This is a genomic window from Streptomyces thioluteus, from assembly GCF_039535865.1.
The window spans coordinates 1-18,097 of record NZ_BAAAXZ010000003.1 but is presented as its reverse complement, the minus strand read 5'-3'; the positions used below and the strand labels follow the sequence as shown (position 1 = coordinate 18,097).

At 74.3% G+C, this 18,097-nt stretch carries 5 protein-coding genes and 9 pseudogenes; 11 read left to right on the top strand and 3 right to left on the bottom strand.

All coding sequences use genetic code 11. The features are described from left to right. Nucleotides 1-103: 103 nt before the first annotated feature. The 6 genes and pseudogenes from ABD794_RS00535 to ABD794_RS00510 all read left to right on the top strand — a co-directional run. Nucleotides 104-777 (top strand): annotated as a pseudogene (locus ABD794_RS00535) (ribosomal RNA small subunit methyltransferase A); the annotation flags it as partial. A gap of 12 nt (nt 778-789) precedes the next feature. Continuing rightward, nucleotides 790-1,749, top strand: a pseudogene (locus tag ABD794_RS00530) (4-(cytidine 5'-diphospho)-2-C-methyl-D-erythritol kinase). Nucleotides 1,750-2,284: 535 nt separating this feature from the next. After that, on the top strand, nt 2,285-4,804 hold the full coding sequence (locus tag ABD794_RS00525; RefSeq protein WP_344960315.1) for an ABC transporter permease: 2,520 nt from the start codon (nt 2,285-2,287) through the stop codon (nt 4,802-4,804). 63 nt (nt 4,805-4,867) lie between these two features. Further along, complete coding sequence (locus ABD794_RS00520) at nt 4,868-6,667, top strand: ABC-F family ATP-binding cassette domain-containing protein (protein WP_344960314.1); 1,800 nt, start codon at nt 4,868-4,870, stop codon at nt 6,665-6,667. Between the two features lie 1,149 nt (nt 6,668-7,816). Then, on the top strand, nt 7,817-9,553 hold the full coding sequence (locus tag ABD794_RS00515) for a PQQ-binding-like beta-propeller repeat protein (protein WP_344960313.1): 1,737 nt from the start codon (nt 7,817-7,819) through the stop codon (nt 9,551-9,553). Between the two features lie 253 nt (nt 9,554-9,806). Next, nucleotides 9,807-10,521: pseudogene (locus ABD794_RS00510) on the top strand (response regulator transcription factor). On the opposite strand, the gene ABD794_RS00505 reads toward ABD794_RS00510, so the two are convergent. Together ABD794_RS00505 and ABD794_RS00500 are read right to left on the bottom strand one after the other, a co-directional pair. Then, nucleotides 10,481-10,720, bottom strand: coding sequence for a hypothetical protein (locus ABD794_RS00505; RefSeq protein ID WP_344960312.1), 240 nt, complete (start codon nt 10,718-10,720; stop codon nt 10,481-10,483). The pseudogene ABD794_RS00510 and the gene ABD794_RS00505 sit on opposite strands and share 41 nt — an antisense overlap. A gap of 12 nt (nt 10,721-10,732) precedes the next feature. Continuing rightward, nucleotides 10,733-12,392, bottom strand: a pseudogene (locus tag ABD794_RS00500) (sodium:solute symporter family protein). A 119-nt stretch (nt 12,393-12,511) separates the two neighbouring features. Here ABD794_RS00500 and galT point away from each other — a divergent pair. The 4 pseudogenes from galT (at nt 12,512) to ABD794_RS00480 (ending at nt 16,844) form a co-directional block, all read left to right on the top strand. Then, nucleotides 12,512-13,553 (top strand): annotated as a pseudogene (gene galT, locus ABD794_RS00495) (galactose-1-phosphate uridylyltransferase). Continuing rightward, nucleotides 13,550-14,549, top strand: a pseudogene (gene galE, locus ABD794_RS00490) (UDP-glucose 4-epimerase GalE). Before galT ends, galE begins: the two co-directional pseudogenes overlap by 4 nt. Continuing rightward, nucleotides 14,546-15,698, top strand: a pseudogene (gene galK, locus ABD794_RS00485) (galactokinase). Before galE ends, galK begins: the two co-directional pseudogenes overlap by 4 nt. Before the next feature lie 351 nt (nt 15,699-16,049). Then, nucleotides 16,050-16,844 (top strand): annotated as a pseudogene (locus ABD794_RS00480) (response regulator transcription factor). Here ABD794_RS00480 and ABD794_RS00475 read toward each other — a convergent pair. Further along, a pseudogene (locus ABD794_RS00475) lies at nt 16,803-17,301 on the bottom strand (MarR family winged helix-turn-helix transcriptional regulator). The pseudogenes ABD794_RS00480 and ABD794_RS00475 sit on opposite strands and share 42 nt — an antisense overlap. A 111-nt stretch (nt 17,302-17,412) precedes the next feature. Here ABD794_RS00475 and ABD794_RS00470 point away from each other — a divergent pair. Beyond that, nucleotides 17,413-18,033, top strand: a complete 621-nt coding sequence (locus ABD794_RS00470; RefSeq protein ID WP_344960311.1) for a methyltransferase domain-containing protein — start codon at nt 17,413-17,415, stop codon at nt 18,031-18,033. Nucleotides 18,034-18,097 lie beyond the last annotated feature (64 nt).

Here is an 18,097-nt window from a genome sequence, read left to right as displayed (position 1 = left end):
CCCCCCCCCCCTTTTACCCCCTATTGCAGATTTACAAATGATCCCAGAAGAAAAGGGTGAGCAGAGCTTGCGTCGCTATTCCTGCCTCGCGACCTCGCCTGCTGAGGCGGCCGACCGAGGCGTCGCCGTCGAGATCGACGCCGTGCTCGCGGCCGCACGCTGCCCTCGACCGTCGCCGCCGGCTGCCCGTGCCGCGCCGACCGCTTCTCCCTGCGTGCACGAGCGACGCGATGCGCGATCGAGAGCTGCGCCGGCCCAGGGCCAGGCCGACCGCGCTGGTCGCTCAATCCTCCCGTACAACGTCGCGCGTCCCTGTGCTGCTGCACTACATGCTCACGACCGCTTGCAGCATCAGGAGCGGACTCCTGGTCATGGTTGCAGGCCGAGGTGTGCCGACGGCTGGCCGCCCCGCCCGGCTCCAAGGTCTACGGCGTGCGCGTCACGGTCAAGGCCGCCTGGTACGCCGAGGTGAAGCGGGCCGGCGCCATCGGCCGCAACTGTCTTCTGGCCCGCCCCGAACGTCGACTCCGCCTCGTGTCGCTGGTGCGCCGTGCGAAGCCCATCGAGACCACGGCCACCAAGGCGGAGGTCTTCGCCGTCGTGGACAGCCGCGTTCGCCCAGCTGCGCCAAGACGCTGCGCGCCGCGCTCGCCGGCTGGGCGGGGCTCCGCGGCGCGGAGGCCGCGCTGGTCGCTGGCGGGGGTCTCGCCGCAGGCCCGCGGGGAGTCGCTGACGGTCGACGAGTTCGTGGGCCATCGCCGAGCCAAGCAGGACTGATCCGCCTGCCCCTTGAGGAGCTGTTCCCCGTGTACCGCGTCGTCGCCCTCGTCCGTCACCGTCCGCGTGCCCGCCAAGGTCAACGTCCAGCTCGCCGATCGCCGGGCCGCGGTCCGACGCTTTCCACGCGCTGGCCCAACGTCTTCCTCGCGTGTCGTTGTACGACCACGTCACCGTCACGCCGCGACGGGCTGCGGGTGACTGCTCCGGGCCGGACGCGGCGCAGGTGCCGCGGACGCCTCGGAACCTGGCCGCGCAGGGCCGCCCTCGGCCCTCGCCGGGCGGTACGGGCGTACGGCGGACGTCCATATCCACATCGACAAGGACATCCCCGTCGCCGGTGCATGGCCGGCGAAGTTCGGAGCGCGGACGGGGTCGGGCGCGCTGGTGGCGTGCGACGCCGCTCTGGGGCACCGGTGCCCTCGCGCTCCGAACTCCTGATCATCTGTGCCGGAATTGGGCAGTGACGTCCCCTTCAGTCTGATCCGTGGGCCGCGTCTGGGGGAGGGTCGGGGCGAGGTGCTCACCCCGCTGGAGACGGGCGGCACCTTCCACTGGGTCTTCGCCGTCGCGGACGGGGGCCTGTCGACGCCGGCCGTCTACGGCGAGTGCGACCGGCTGCGGGCGGCCGCGGGTGCCGATCCGGGGCCGGGCCAGCCGTCCGCCTCCCCCGCGCTCCTCGCCGCGCTGCGCGCGGGCGACGCGGCGGCGCTGGCGGCGTCCGTCTCCCACTCCAACGACCTCCAGCCGGCGGCGCTTTCGCTGCGGCCGTCGCTGGCGGCGACGCTCGCCGCCGGCACCGAGGCGGGCGCCCTGGCCGCCCTGGTCTCCGGCTCCGGCCCGACGACGGCCTTCCTGGTGAAGTCCCGGGAGGACGGGGAGCGGGTGGCGGCGGCGCTGGCGGCGTCGGGGACGTGCCGGGCGGTGCGGGGGGCGGCGGGGCCGGTGGAGGGGGCGGTGGTGGTGGCCTGAGGGTTTTCCGCCCCCGGCCCGCCCTTTCACCGTTTCCCACAGGGGCTGCGCCCCTGCGCGACCCCGCGGCGCGCGCTCCGCGCGCGGGGCCCGCGCTCCGCGCGGTGGCGGGGCTTCGCCCCTGCGCCCCACCGGGGGCTCCGCCCCCTGGACCCCTGACCGGGGCTGCGCCCCTGGACCCCTGAAGCGCCCTGTGGGCTCCCCCAGAGGGGGTACCCCCAGTCCTCAAACGCCGGACGGGCTGAAATGGCGCGTCGATCCAGCCCGTCCGGCGCTTGAGGACAATGCGGCGAAGCCGCATTGCGGGGTCCGGGGCGGAGCCCCGGAAGCGGGGTGCAGGGGGCGCAGCCCCCGCTTCACCGTGCGGAGCGCGGTGCCGGGCCGAGGGGCGCAGCCCCGGAAGAAACGGTGAAAGGGCGGGACCGGGGCAAAACCCCCAACAGGCCCCCCGCCCCAGGGGTAGGGCTGTCCCCACCCCCACAACACCCGCTGCTCCCATGGGCCCGCACCCCCGCCCACCCCTACCGTCGATCCCATGATCGGCAAGCTCGCCCGGCGCTCCCTGCGCCACCGCACCGGCGGATTCCTCGCCACCTTCCTCGCCCTCGCCATCGGCGCGACCATCGTCATGGCCTGCGGCGGCCTCATGGAGACCGGGATCCGCAACAACGTGCCGCCGCAGCGCCTCGCGGGCGCCCCGATCGTCGTCACGGGCGAGCGCACGTACCGGCAGCCGGGGGAGAAGCACGCGGCCGTGCTTCCCGAACGGGCCGGTATCCCGGCCGGGTTGGCGGAGCGGGCCGGCCGCGTGCCCGGCGTCCGCCGCGCCGTCGGCGAGCGCACCTTCGACGTGACCCTGGACCGCGCGGGCGCGGCGGAGGCCCACGGCTGGGAGTCCGCCGCGCTCACCCCGTACGGGCTCGACGGCACCGCCCCCCGCCCCGGCGAGGTCGTGCTGGACACGAACCTCGCCGCCCGGACCGGCAAGCGCGTCGGCGACACCGTACGCATCGCCACCCACGGCGGAAGCGCGGCCGCGTACCGCCTCAGCGGCATCGCCCACAGCGGCCAAGTCCCGCGCCCCACCCTGTTCTTCGCCACCGCCGACGCCGAGCGCCTCGCCCCCCACCCGGGCACGGTCGCCGACATCGCGATCGTCACCGAGCCGGGCGCGGACCGCGACGCCGTCCGCGAGCGGGTCGTCGAAGCCCTCGGCAGCGCGACCGGGACGACCGTGCTGACGGGCGACGACCGCGGCACCGTCGAGCACCCGGAAGCCGTCCGCGGCGCCGGCGATCTGATCGCCCTCTCCGGCGTGTTCGGGGGACTCGCCGTCGCCGTCTCGGTGTTCGTCGTCGCCGGCACCGTCGGCCTGTGCGCGCAGCAGCGCCGCCGTGAACTCGCCCTGCTGCGGGCGGTCGGCGCCGGCAAGGGGATGCTGCGCCGGATGATCGTCGGCGAGACGTTGCTGGTCGCGGTCCTCGCGGCGGCCGCCGCCTGGTTCGCCGGGCCCGTCGTGGGCCGGCGGCTGTTCGACGCGCTGGTGGACAGCGGAATGGCCGCGGAGACCCTGGAGTTCGGCCAGGGGTGGATCCCGGCGATGCCCGCGTTCGGGGCGCTCCTGCTGACCGCGGTGGGCGGCGGGCTCCTGGGTGCCCGGCGCGCCGTGGCGGCCCGCCCGGTCGAGGCGCTGGGCGAAGCCGCCGTCCAGGAACGGTGGTTCACGCCCGTCCGGCTCCTGCTGGGGCTGCTGTTCCTGGCGGGAACGGCCGCGCTGGGCATCGTCACGGCGCTGGTCCTGCGCGGCCCGGTCGCGGCGAGCACCGCCGGACCCACCGTGATGTGCGCGGCCGTCGGCCTCGCCCTGCTCGGCCCGTGGTTCACCAAGGCCGTGACGGTGCTGCTGTACTGGCCCGTGCGCCTGCTCACCGGCGCGTCCGGCCGGCTCGCGGCCCTCAACTGCCGTGCCACGGCGGTCCGTACGGCCGCCGTCGCCACCCCGGTGATGCTCGTGACCGCCCTCGCCACCGGCATGATCTACCTCCAGACCAGCACGGCCGCCCTCACCGGGAAGGCGTTCGCCGACGACCTGCGCGCCGACGCCGTACTGACCTCCCCCGCCGGCGTGGACCCGGCCCTGGCGGCGGCCGTGCGCCGGCTGCCGGAGGTCGCCGCCGCGAGCCCGTACGTCACGAGCACCGGCTACACCGAGAGCCCGCACGACGGCGGCGAGAGCAAGCGCGGACTGCCCCTGACGGGCATCGGCGCGGACGGGGCGGAACGGACCGTCGGCGCGCGGGTCACCGCCGGCAGCCTGGCCGCGCTGCGCGGCGACGCCGTCGCCCTGCCCGAGCCGCTCGCCCGCCGGATCCACCGCGGCGTGGGGGACACCCTGCGGCTGCGCCTGGGCGACGGCACCGCCGCGGACGTCCGGGTGGTCGCCCTGGTCGCCGCCCGCGAGGGCTACGAGCACGCCCTGACCGGCGTCGAACTGCTCGCCCCGCACACCACCCGCGGCCTGCCGTCGCAGATCGTGGTCCGCGCGGCCGACGGCACCGGCCGCGACCGGCTCATGGCCGCGCTCGGCCGCTTCGCCGGACGCCACCCGGGGCTGGAGGTCCGCGACCGGGACGCGCTGACCGCCGGGCATGCCGCGGACACCCGCACCCAGGCATGGGTGAACTACCTCGTCGTGGGCATGCTCGTCGCCTACACCGTCGTCTCGGTCGTCAACACGACCGCCGTCGCCGTCGGCAACCGCCGCAAGGAGTTCGCGCTCCAGCGGCTCACCGGGGCGACCAAGGGCCAGGTGCTGCGCATGATGACGGTCGAGGGGAGCCTGGTCGCCCTGGTCGGCGTCGTCCTGGGCACGCTGGCGGCCGCCACCGCGCTCGTCCCGTTCGCCCTCTCCGCCTCCGACCGCGTCCTGCCGTACGGGCCCGTCACGGTCTACCTCGGCATCGTCGCCGGAGCCGTGGCCGTGACCCTCGGCGCGACGCTGCTGCCCGCGTGGGCGGCGCTGCGCACCCGGCCGGTGGAGGCGGCCAGGGTCTAGTCCGGGGCCCGGTGGGGGCATGGGATCCTGGAGGGGTATCCCGAAGCGAGGAGCCTCACCCCCATGGCAGCCAACCTGGTCAATCTGGAAGCCGTCGACAAGGTGTACGGCACCCGTGCGCTGCTCGACGGCATTTCCCTCGGCGTCAACGAGGGGGACCGGATCGGCGTGGTCGGCCGCAACGGCGACGGCAAGACCACCCTCATCCGCGTCCTCGCCAAGCTGGAGGAGGCCGACAAGGGCCGCGTCACCCACGCGGGCCACCTGCGCCTCGGCGTCCTCACCCAGCACGACTCGCTGGACGCCTCCGCGACCGTCCGGCACGAGGTGATCGGCGACCTCGCCGACCACGAGTGGGCCGGCAACGCCAAGATCCGTGACGTGCTCACCGGGCTGTTCGGCGGGCTCGACCTGCCCGGCTTCCCGCAGGGCCTGGACACCGTCATCGGCCCGCTCTCCGGCGGCGAGCGCCGGCGCATCGCCCTGGCGAAGCTGCTGATCGCCGACCAGGACCTCGTCGTCCTCGACGAGCCCACCAACCACCTGGACGTCGAGGGCATCTCCTGGCTCGCCGGCCACCTGCGGGAGCGCCGCTCGGCGCTCGTCTGCGTCACGCACGACCGCTGGTTCCTCGACCAGGTCTGCACCCGGATGTGGGACGTCCAGCGCGGCACGGTCCACGAGTACGAGGGCGGCTACAGCGACTACGTCTTCGCCCGCGCCGAGCGGGAGCGGATCGCCGCCACCGAGGAGGCCAAGCGGCAGAACCTGATGCGCAAGGAGCTCGCCTGGCTGCGGCGCGGCGCCCCGGCGCGCACCAGCAAGCCGCGCTTCCGCATCGAGGCGGCGAACGAGCTGATCGCGGACGTGCCGCCGCCGCGGGACAACGCCGAGCTGATGAAGTTCGCGAGCTCCCGGCTGGGCAAGACGGTCTTCGACCTGGAGAACGTCACCGTCCAGGCCGGTCCGAAGGTGCTGATCGAGCACCTGACGTGGCAGCTCGGCCCCGGCGACCGGGTCGGCCTCGTCGGCGTCAACGGCGCCGGCAAGACCTCCCTGCTGCGCACGCTCGCCGAGGCGGCCCGGTCGGAGGGCGAGAAGCAGCCCGCGGCGGGCAAGGTCGTCGTCGGCAGGACGGTGAAGCTGGCCTACCTGTCGCAGGAGGTGGCCGAACTTCCCCCCGCCATGCGGGTGCTGGAGGCCGTCCAGCAGGTGCGCGACCGCGTGGACCTCGGCAAGGGCCGGGAGATGACGGCGGGGCAGCTGTGCGAGAAGTTCGGCTTCACGAAGGAGAAGCAGTGGACGCCGGTCGGGGACCTGTCCGGCGGTGAGCGCCGCCGGCTCCAGCTGCTGCGCCTGCTGATGGACGAGCCGAACGTGCTGTTCCTCGACGAGCCGACCAACGACCTCGACATCGAGACGCTGACGCAGCTGGAGGACCTGCTCGACGGGTGGCCCGGCTCGATGGTCGTCATCAGCCACGACCGGTACTTCGTGGAGCGCACGACGGACCGGGTGTTCGCGCTGCTCGGCGACCGCTTCCTGCGGATGCTGCCGCGGGGCCTGGACGAGTACCTGGAGCGGCGGGAAGCGGTGCTGAGCGCCGCCGCCCCTGCGCCGGCGCCCGCCGCCGCCAAGCCCTCGAAGTCCGCCGGGGACGCGCGGGCCGCGAAGAAGGAGCTGCAGAAGATCGAGCGCCGGCTCGACAAGGTGAGCGAGCTGGAGGCGAAGCTCCACGAGCGGATCGCCGCGCAGGCGACGGACTTCGCGGCGGTGGCGAAGCTGGACGCGGAGCTGCGGGAGCTGGCGGGGGAGCGGGAGGAACTGGAGCTGCGCTGGCTGGAGCTGGCGGAGGAGGTGTAGGGCGGCTGGGCTGCGCGGGGGTTTCCTCCCCGCCCCGCCCTTTCCCCGTCTCCACAGGGGCTGCCGCCCCTGCGCCACCCCTCCCCCGGAGGGGGCACCCCCGGCGCACTGCCGCACGCGGGGCCCGCGCTCCGCGCGGCGGGCGGGGCTCCGCCCCTGCACCCCGGCGGGGGCTCCGCCCCCTGCACCCCCAACCGGGGCTCTGCCCCCCCGCACCCCGTCGGGGGCTGCGCGCCCTGCACTCCCAACCGGGGCTCCGCCTCTGGCCCCCGCCGGGGGCTGCGCCCTCTGCGCCCCCAACCGGGGCTGCGCCCCTGGCCCCGCCGGGGGCTGCGCCCTCTGCGCCCCCGACCGGGGCTCCGCCTCTGGCCCCCGCCGGGGGCTGCGCCCTCTGCGCCCCCGACCGGGGCTCCGCCTCTGGCCCCCGCCGGGGGCTGCGCCCTCTGCGCCCCCGACCGGGGCTCCGCCTCTGGCCCCCACCGGGGGCTGCGCCCTCTGCGCCCCCAACCGGGGCTGCGCCCCTGGCCCCACCGGGGGCTCCGCCCCCTGGACCCCTGCCGGGCTGCGCCATTGAGCCCCGGCAGGGCTGCCCCGCCCCGACTCCGGGGCGCGGCTTCGCCGCCCCGTCCTCCGAACTCCCCCGGGGAGCACCCTCCAGCCCGTCCGGCGCTTGAGGACATCGCCCGGAGGGCGATTCGGGGTGCAGGGGGCGTAGCCCCCGCTGGTGCCCGAAGGGCGGCTCGGGGCCGGGGACTTGCCCCGGGAAACGGAGAAAGGGCGGGGCGGGGCAACTCCAACCCCCGACACCCCACCTGGCACAACCCCCTCACAACGGTCTCGTCACAGCCCGGTATCGGCTCCCCCGCCCACCCACAAGCAGCCCATCCCCCCGTATTACCGGGTGATACAAAGAACACCCGCTCACGTGCCGCTCACCGGCGGGATCCGCACCCGATGCGCTCCTTCCCGGGAGAGCGCCCGCGCCGGCCGGCGCCATGGCGTGACCGGGATCGCGGGGGAGGCCGCCCGGGCCGGCGGGTTCCGCGCGTCCATGCGTAAAGAGGCAAGCTGATGTCACAGCCGCCCCAGCCCCCCCAAGGCTTCGGCGCACCCCAGGACCAGCCCCCCGGTTTCGGGGCTCCTCCCGCCATGCCGCCCCAACCGCCCCCGGCCCAGCCGGCGCCGCCGGTACCTCCGGCGCCCCCGACAGCGCCACCCGCCCCGTCGGCGCCCCCGGTCGCGCCCCCCACGCCCCCCACTGCCCCCTCGTACGGTTACCCGCAGACGCCCCCGCCGCCCCCCGGCGGCTACGGCTACCCGGCCGCGTACCCGCAGGGCCCGTACCCGCAAGGCTCGTACGCACCCCCGCCCCCGCCCCCGGCGAAGAACAAGAAGCGCACGGCCGTCGTCGTCGGCGCCGTCACCGCCTTCGCGCTCCTCCTCGGCGGAGGGATCTGGTACGCCGCCCAGGGCGGCGGTGACGACACGAAGAACGACAAGGCCGACACCGCCCCCGACAACAAGGGCGACAAGGGCGCCAAGGGCGCCGAGCAGGGCAAGAAGGACGTCGGCAAGGCCCAGGAAGGCAAGTTCCTCTTCGGCGCCGACCTGGTCCCGATCAAGGACACCAGCCGTCCCGCCGGCGGCATGTGGGTCACCGACAAGGTCTTCGCCAAGGGCGACCTCGACAAGGTGGTCGGCTACGGCCTGACCGGCGGCAAGCAGTGGGAGATCCCGCTGGACGGCGACATCTGCTCGGCGCCCAAGCACGTCACGGCCGACGGCAAGACGGCCGTGCTGGTCGCGCAGGCGCCGCCCAGCGACAGCAAGCCGTACGGCGGCCCGTGCAACCAGGTCGTGGCCCTCGACCTGAACAACGGCAAGAAGTTGTGGCAGAAATCGGTCAAACTCGGCGACAAGGAGGTCACGTTCGCCGAAGTGACCGTCGGCGGCGGCACCGTCGCCGCGGGCGGCCTGGGCGGCGGCGCCGCCTGGTCGCTGGACGGCAAGGAGCTGTGGAAGCCCAAGGCCGACGACTCCTGCCGGGACGACGGCTACGGCGGCGGGAACAAGCTCGTCGCGGTGCAGCGCTGCGGCGACTACGAGCGCCCGCAGATGAAGGTCCAGACGCTGGACCCGGTGACGGGCATGCCCAAGTCCTCCTTCAAGGTGCCCAGCGGGCTGAACTACGTGCACGTGGTGTCGACGGACCCCCTGGTCATCGGCGTCAACGCGGGTGACCACACGGGCAACGGCGTCTCCGACTTCATGGCGATCGACGACAGCGGCAAGGACGGCAAGCTGCGCAGCAAGATCGCCACGGAGAACGGCAAGTTCGTCCCGCGCTGCCCTTCGACCAACGTGGAGGGCTGCTACAAGATCGCCGTCTCCAAGGACACCTTCTACATGCCGTCGGACGACCACCAGACCGGCAAGGCCGGCGAGGGCCGGCCGCGTCAACGAGGTTGTGGCGTACGACCTGTCCAACGGCCGGGCGAAGGGCAGGACCGACGGCCGGGTGAGCTCCACGATGGTGCCGATCGGCACGGACAAGGACGGCGCGGCCATCGTCTACCGGACGGCGAGCTGGCGCGCGGGCGGATCGGTCGTCCGGATCGACCCGAACACCTTCGCCGCGCAGGAGCTGTTGAAGAACCCGCTCGACACGCAGAAGGTCGAGAGCCAGATCTCTCCGCAGTTCGAGCAGGCCATCTGGACGCAGGGGCGGCTCTACCTGGGCCGCAACTACATCCACAAGCCGAGCCCGTTCGCGGACGGCAAGGAGTACATCGCCATGATCTGGGGCACCGGCTGACCGGTCCGGACCCTGGTCGTACCGCCCTCGATCGACTGACCGTGGTTGACGACCGGTTGACGCTCCGCTGATCATTTGGCGAGCGCTCGACGCCGTATCCCTGTCCATCGCGCGTACATGCCTGAACGATCCGTTTCAGACGCGAAGTACACGTGATTGGCAGGGATTTCGGCATTCCGGGGGACTTCTCACGAGTAGGGGGCGCGGAACGTCGAACAAGCGTGTAGCTTCCGGGGGCAAGAGGGCGACAAAGAGACGTAGCGACGTAAGAGCGTGGCTACGTCGACGACACGGAGACGTACGCGGGCGACAGGGGGGCAGCGCATGGGCGTGCGGCTCATGGTGGTCGATGACCACCGACTGCTGGCCGAGGCCCTCGCCTCGGCGCTGAAGTTGCGCGGGCACAGGGTGCTGGCGGCGGCCGCGCCGAGCGCGGGGCGCGGCAGATCTGGTGGTGAGCCGCGCTCCCGAGGTGTGCCTGCTGGGCACGGCGGCCCCGGCCGAGCCGGGGGCGTTCGAGCCCGTCGTCCGGATCAAGCGGGAGCGGCCGCAGGTCGCCGTCGTGGTGCTCGGGCCGGTGCCGAGCCCGCTGGGCATCGCGGCGGCCTTCGCCGCCGGTGCCTCCGGCTACGTCCGGCACAACGAGCGCATCGAGGGCGTCGAGCGGGCCATGCTCAAGGCCCGCGCGGGCGAGGCCGCGGTCGAACCCCAGCTGCTCCAGGGCGCGTTCACCGAGCTGCTCAACCCGGCGGCCCAGCCCGACGACGAGGGCGCCCGGCTGCTCCAGCTGCTGACCCCGCGCGAGGTCGAGGTGCTGGTGCGGGTCGCCGAGGGCGAGGACACCCGGCTGATCGCCGCCGGGATGGGCATAGCGCCCAGCACGGCACGCACCCACGTCCAGCGGGTCCTGATGAAGCTCGGGGTCGGCTCCCGGCTGGAGGCCGCGGCCCTCGCGGCCCGCACCGGGCTGCTGGACCGGGCCGCCGGCGGCCTGCCGGCTACTTCCCGCGGCGTGGTGGGGAGGCCGGGCGGAGCCTGAGCCAGACCAGGAACAGGACGCCGAGGACGAGCATGCCCAGCCCCGTCCAGAGGTTGATGTTGATGCCCTGGGCCTTGGCCAGGTCCTCGTCCGAGGCGGTGATCCCGGCGACGGTGACGACGACGCCGTAGACGGTGAACAGCCCGCCGATGACCAGGCGTATGTCGAAGAGCCGGGGCGGCCCCGTGCGGTCGTTCATAGCGATCCCCGATCAGAAGGAGAAGGGCACGTAGCAGGCGGCCGCGAGCACGACCGCGCCCCAGCCGAGCACGGCCGGCCTGCGGTACCAGGGGTCGTCGCCCGCCGGGGCGTCCGGCGGCCGCATGCCGTGGACCAGCCCCGCCAGCGACGCCGCCGGCCTGGGCTCGGTGAACAGGGAGACCGAGACCGTCACCACCGCGCCGACCGCGAACGCGGCGATCGCGGAGACGAAGTTGGCGCCCTGGTCGGAGGGGATGGACACGATCCCCTGCCGGTAGAGGACGAAGTAGTGGACCATCGCGGCCACGGTGCCGGACAGCAGCCCCCAGAAGCCGCCCGCCGCGGTGGTCCGCCGCCAGAACAACCCGATGACGAAGACGCAGAAGAGCGGGACGTTGAAGAAGGAGAACAGCGTCTGGAGGTAGTTCATGATGTTGGAGAAGGACGCGGCGAGGAACGCCGTCCCCCATGCCCGCGAGCACCCCGAGCACGGTCACCACCCGCCCGGCCGCCAGGTAGTACGCGTCGTCGCGGCCCGGCCGCACGTACGCGGCCCAGATGTCGCCGGTGAACACCGTGTTGAAGGACGAGACGTTGGCCGCCATCCCGGCCATGAAGGCCGCGAGCAGCCCGGTCACGGCCAGGCCCAGCACCCCGTTGGGCAGCAGGTCGCGCATCAGGACGGGGATCGCGTCGTTGTAGCTGAGCCCGCTGCCGGCCGTGCCCAGCGCCGGTTCCACCGCGAGGGCGATCAGGCCCGGCACCACGACCACCAGCGGAATCAGCAGTTTCGGGAACGCGGCGATCAGCGGGGTGCGCCGGGCCGCGCCGAGGTCCTTCGCGGACAGGGCCCGCTGCACCTCGGCGAAGTTGGTGGTCCAGTAGCCGAAGCTCAGGACGAAGCCGAGGCCCAGGACGATGGTGAGCCAGTTCGCGCCCAGCGGGTTGGCGTGGCCGATGCCCGTACCGCCCCAGGCGGTGAGGAAGTCCCCGCCGCGCCGCGCGGTCACCGCGTCGTCCAGCCCGTCCCAGCCGCCGACGCGCTCGAGTCCGACGACCGTCAGGGGGATCAGCGCGGCCAGGATGACGAAGAACTGCAGGACCTCGTTGTAGACGGCCGAGGTCAGGCCGCCCAGGGTGATGTAGGCGAGGACGAAGAAACCGGCCACGACCACGGCCACCCACTGCGGCCACCCGAGGAGCGACCGGAGCACGATGGCCATCGCGTAGAGGTTGACGCCCGCGATGAGCACCGAGGAGACGGCGAAGATGACCGAGGACAGCAGGTGCGAGGACGGCCCGAAGCGGCGCAGCAGGAACTCCGGTACGGAGCGCACCTCGGAGCCGTAGTAGAACGGCATCATCACCAGCCCCAGGAACACCATGGCCGGTATCGCGCCGATCCAGTACCAGTGGACCGTGTACACCCCGTACTGGGCGCCGTTGGCGGCCATGCCCAGGATCTCGGTGGCGCCGAGGTTGGCGGCGACGAAGGCGAGGCCGGTGACCCAGGCGGGCAGCGAACGGCCCGCCAGGAAGAAGTCCAGACTGGTCCGCACCGACCGGCGGGCGGCCCAGCCGACGCCCAGGACGACGGCGAAGTAGAGGGCGAGGATGGCGTAGTCGAGGCCGTCGACGGGGAGCCGGAGCCCGTCGGCCAGGTCGCGCATGGCGTGCGGATCGTGCAAGTCGCCCATGGGGACTCCTCGTTCACGGTTGACCGCGTTGTTGCCTCATGGTTCCTTGTGAAGCGCGGGGTGGGAAGGCACCGGTGAGGAGAGCCGAGGGCGTGAGGAAGACCGCGATCCGGCTCGCGGACGGCCGCGAGCTGCTCTACTACGACGCCCGGGACGGGGCCGCGCGCGACGCCGCCGACCCGCGCCCCCCTCGCCCCGGCCGGGCGCGGCACCGAGCTGCGCACCGATCCGCTGCTGGGCGACACGGTGGTCGTCGCCTCCCACCGCCAGGACCGCACCTACCATCCGCCGCCCGGGGCCTGCCCGTTGTGCCCCACCCGCGACGGCCGGCCGACCGAGATCCCGGCCGCCGACTACGAGGTCGTCGTCCTGGAGAACCGCTTCCCCGCCCTCGCCGGGCCCGGCCGCTGCGAGGTCGTCTGCTTCACCGCCGACCACGACGGCTCCTTCGCCGCCCTGGACGACGAGCGGGCCGCCCTGGTCCTCGCGGCGTGGACGGACCGCACGGCGGAGCTGTCCGCCCTCCCCGGCGTCGAGCAGGTCTTCTGCTTCGAGAACCGGGGCGCGGAGATCGGCGTCACCCTCACGCATCCGCACGGCCAGATCTACGCGTACCCGTTCGTGACCCCGCGCACGGAGCGCGTCCTCGCCTCCGTCGCCGCCCACCGCGGGCGCACCGGCCGCAACCTCTTCGACGATGTGGTGGCCGCCGAGGAGGCCGACGGGCGGCGCGTGGTGCTCGCCGGGGAGCACTGGACGGCGTTCGTGCCGTACGCGGCCCGCTGGCCCTACGAGGTCCACCTGCACCCCCGGCGCAGGGTGCCCGGCCTGACCGCCCTCGGCGCGGCCGCGCGGGCCGAGCTGCCGGGGCTCCAGCGGGAGCTGCTGCGCCGCTTCGACCGGCTCTTCGGCCCGGACGCCCCGCCCACCCCGTACGTCAGCGGCTGGCACCAGGCCCCCGTGCGCCACCCGCTGCGCGCGGAGTTCGCCCTGCACCTCGAGGTCTTCACCGTCCGCCGCACTCCCGGCAAGCTCAAGTTCCTCGCCGGTTCCGAATCCGGCATGAACGTGTTCATCAACGATGTGCCGCCGGAGGCCGCGGCCGAGCGACTGCGAGAGGCAGCAAGCGAATGAACACGAGCAAGTGCCTGGTCACGGGTGGTGCGGGCTATGTCGGCAGCGTCGTCGCGGCCCATCTGCTGGCGGCCGGGCACACCGTGACCGTGCTCGACGACCTCTCCACCGGCCACCGCGACGCCGTCCCGGAGGGCGCGCGCTTCATCGAGGGGCGCGTGCAGGACGCGGCGCGCCATCTGGACGGTTCGTACGACGCGGTGCTGCACTTCGCCGCCTGCTCCCAGGTCGGCGAGTCCGTCGCGCACCCCGAGAAGTACTGGCGCAACAACGTGGGCGGGACGCTCGACCTGCTCGACGCCATGCGCGGTGCGGGCGTGCGCACCCTGGTCTTCTCCTCCACCGCCGCCACCTACGGCGAACCGGCCGCCGTGCCGATCGGCGAGGACTCCCCGGCCGTCCCCCACCAACCCGTACGGCGCGAGCAAGCTCGCCGTGGACCACATGATCGCCGCCGAGTGCGCGGCCCACGGGCTGGCCGGCGTCTCGCTGCGCTACTTCAACGTGGCGGGCGCGCACGGCCGTTGGGGGGAGCGGCACGAACCCGAGTCGCACCTGGTCCCGCTCGTCCTGCGGGTCGCCCTCGGCGACCGGGCGGAGATCGCCGTCCACGGCGACGACTACCCGACCCCCGACGGCACCTGCGTCCGCGACTACCTGCACGTCGCCGACCTGGCCGAGGCCCATCTGCTGGCCCTGGCCGCCGCCCGCCCGGGCGAGCACCTGGTGTGCAACCTCGGCAACGGCAGCGGCTTCTCCGTCCGCGAGGTCGTCGAGACCGCGCGCGAGGTCACCGGCCACCCGATCCCGCAGCGCACCGGTCCCCGGCGGCCGGGCGACCCCGCCGTGCTGGTCGCCTCCGCCGAGCGGGCCCGCGAGGTCCTCGGCTGGCGGCCGCGCCGCCCGGACCTGGCCGGAATCATCGCGGACGCCTGGGACTTCGCGCGCCGCCCGGCGGAGTCCGCGCACCGCCCGGCCGAGGAGGAGGCCCGCTGAGCCGGGCCGGGCGCGTCGCGGACGCCTTCCGCGCGGTGTTCGGCACCGCGTGCGCGGGCGTCTGGTCCGCGCCCGGCCGCGTCAACCTCATCGGCGAGCACACCGACTACAACGGCGGTTCCGTGCTGCCCCTCGCTCTGCCGCGGCGCACCTGGGCGGCCGCCGCGCCCCGCGCCGACGGGCTGCTGCGGCTGCACTCCGCGCACTTCCCGGACGAGCCGGCCGAACTGGCCGTCGCGGAGCTGGAACCGGGCTCCGTATGCGGCTGGGCCGCCTACCCGGCGGGCGTCGCCTGGGCGCTGCGCCGGGCCGGGTACGGGCCGGACGGCGCGGACGTGCACGTGGAGACGGACGTGCCGCTGGGCGCCGGGCTGTCCTCCTCGGCGGCCCTGGAACTGGCCGTGGCGCTGGCCCTGACCGGGCTCGCCGGGCAGGAGGCGGACCGCCGCGAACTGGCCGGGCTGGCCCGGGACGCCGAGCACGCCTTCGCCGGGGTGCCCTGCGGAATCATGGACCAGACGGCCGCGGCGTGCTGCACCACGGGCCACGTGCTGCACCTCCGCACCCGCGATCTCGCCCTGCGCCAGGTCCCGTTCGACCCCGCGGCGCACGGGCTGCGGCTCCTGGTCGTGGACACCCGGGCCGCCCACGCGCTGCGGGACGGCGCGTACGCGGCGCGGCGCGCCGGTTGCGAGGCGGGCGCGCGGGCGCTCGGCGTACGGCTGCTGTGCGACCTGGCCCCTTCGCAACTTGACGGAGCACTGAGGCAGTTGAAGCCCGGATTGGCTCCCCTGGTGCGGCACGTGGTGACGGAGGAGGCGCGCGTCGCCCGGGTGGTGTCCCGTCTGGAGTCCGGGGGACCCGCGGTCCGTCGGGGAGGTGCTCACGGCCGGACACGCCTCGCTCCGCGACGACTTCGCCGTCTCCTGCGCCGAACTGGACCTGGCCGTGGCGGCCGCCTGCCGGGCCGGGGCGCTGGGCGCCCGGATGACCGGCGGCGGCTTCGGCGGCTCGGTGGTGGTGCTGACCGAGGAGGCGGACGCGGCGGGTGTGGCGCGTGACGTGGACGCGGCCTTCGCCGCCGGGGGGCACCGGCCGCCGCGGGTGTTCGCCGTGGCGCCGGAGGACGGAGCGCGGCGCGACCGCTGACCCGGAGGCCGCTGCGCGTCGCCCAACTGACCTGCGGTGCCGCGGGGGCTTGGGCCATCCGTGCGTCACATCGCGTCGTTCCGCGTCGTTCACCGCCTCAATACTGAACAGAAAGCTCACCATAAACATCCGGGTCAAGCAGTTTTGCGAATCGGCTTCCGTTGTCGTACCCCGGCCGTACGCTGAGCAGAGCGTCGGTGGGGGCCGACGCCGATCAGGGGGCGAGACAGGCAGGTACGACGCCCGGGGCGGGGTAGTTGTCGGAGCGCGGCGGCGGCCGCGCGCCGGGACGACGGCTCCGTACCGGGCGCCGTACCCGCACTGCGCGCCTCCCCGGATTTGGGGGTGGTTGTGGCACGTATTCGGGTACTGGTCGTCGACGACCACCGCATCTTCGCCGAGTCCCTCGCCGCCGCGCTCGCGGCGGAGCAGGACGTGGACGTCTCGGCGGCCGGCAGCGGGCCGGCTGCGCTGCGCGCGCTGGAGCGCGCGGCGGTGGAGGGACGTCGCTACGACGTCCTGCTGATCGACGCCGATCTGGGCGCGGTGGCCGTGGAGGCCGCCCGGGCCCGGAGCAGCGGCGGCCGCCCGGCCGGCAGGGCCCGGGGCCGGACGGCGGTGGCGTGGTGGACGGCATCTCGCTGGTGGCCGGGGTGCGCTCGGGCCACCCCGGGGGTGCGGACGGTGGTCCTCGCCGAGCGCGACGACCCGCGGCGGGGCGGCCCGCCGCGCTGCAGGCCGGCGCCGGCGGCTGGGTCGCCAAGGACTGTTCGCTCTCGCGCCTGCTCGCGGTGATACGCGGAGTGCTGAGGGACGAGACGCACCTGCCGCCCGCGCTGCTCACGCGGCGTGCTGCGGGAGCTCACGGCCGCACGCAAGCACCGCACGGAGAGCGAGCGGCTGGTGGAGTCGCTGACCCCGCGCGAGCGCGAGGTGCTCCGCTGCATGGTGGCCGGGCTGGGCCGCAAGGCCGTCGCGGAGCGGCTCTACCTCTCCCCGCACACGGTCCGCACCCACATGCAGAACGTGCTGGGCAAGCTCGGGTGCACTCCACGCTCGCCGCGGTGGCGCTGGCCCGCCGCGCCCGGGGTCGGCCCGGTGGACCTAGCCGGGGACGTTGTCGAACGGGGCGGTCAACTGGCGTAGCAACCCGGCCAGTTCGTGGCGCTGGGCGGTGGAGAGCTCGGCGAGGATCGCGCGCTCCTGGGCGAGCAGCCCGGCGAGCGCCTCGTCCGCCCTGTCCTGCCCCTCCTCGGTGAGCCGCACCAGCACGCCGCGCCGGTCGTTGGGGTCGGGCTCGCGCCGCACGAGGCCCTTCTTGGCCAGCCGGTCGATCCGGTTGGTCATGGTGCCCGAGGTGACCAGGGTCTGGGTGAGCAGCTGCCCGGGGAGAGAGCTGGTAGGGCGCCCCGGCCCGGCGCAGCGAGGTCAGCACGTCGAACTCCCAGGGCTCCAACTGGTGCTCTGCGAAGGCCAGTCGACGGGCGCGGTCGAGGTGGCGAGCGAGCCGGCTGACCCGGCTGAGCACCTCCAGCGGCTCCACGTCGAGGTCAGGGCGCTCCCGGCGCCATGCTGCGACCAGCCGATCGACCTCGTCCTCCATGAGATCAGTGTAGTGGGTCTGTCGATATGAAGTCTCTTGACGTCAAGATACTTGCGGAGGGGGATGCTGAGAGGAGGGCCGGCCGCACGCCCGCTCCACGGGAGGACCACCATGCCGCACGCCGCCACCACCTGGGACCCCGCGCAGTACCTGCGTCACGAGGGCCACCGCACCCGCCCCTTCCTCGACCTGCTGGCCCGCATCCCCGACCTGCCGGCCGCCGGCCCCGCCCGCATCGTCGACCTCGGCTGCGGCGCGGCAACGTCACGGCCCTTCCTCGCCGAGCGCTGGCCGGACGCCCTGATCACCGGGCTGGACAACTCGCCCGAGATGCTGCGGGACGCCCAGGCACACGCGGGCCGGACGGCCGCGGCGGCCGGATCTCCTTCGCGGGGGCGGACGCCGCGGACTGGGCCCGATCGGGCCGCTCGACCTGATCGTCTCCAACGCGGCGCTGCAGTGGGTGCCGGGTCATGCGGACGCGTTCCCCGCGTGGGCCGCGGCGCTCTCCCCGGGCGGGGTGCTCGCCTTTCCAGTCCCGGCAACCACGACTCGCCGTCGCACACGCTGCTGCACGACCTGTGCGAGTCGCCGCGCTGGCGCGACCGCCTGGACGGGTCCTGCGCGGCCCGCATCGCGTTCTGGACCCGGCGGAGTATCTGGAGGCGGCTGGCGTCGCTCGGCCTGGCCGTCGACGCCTGGGAGACGACGTACTGCATCTGCTGGCGGTGAGGACCCGGTCCTCGACTGGATCAAGGGGACGGGGCTGCGGCCGGTGTTGACGGCGCTGGCCGAC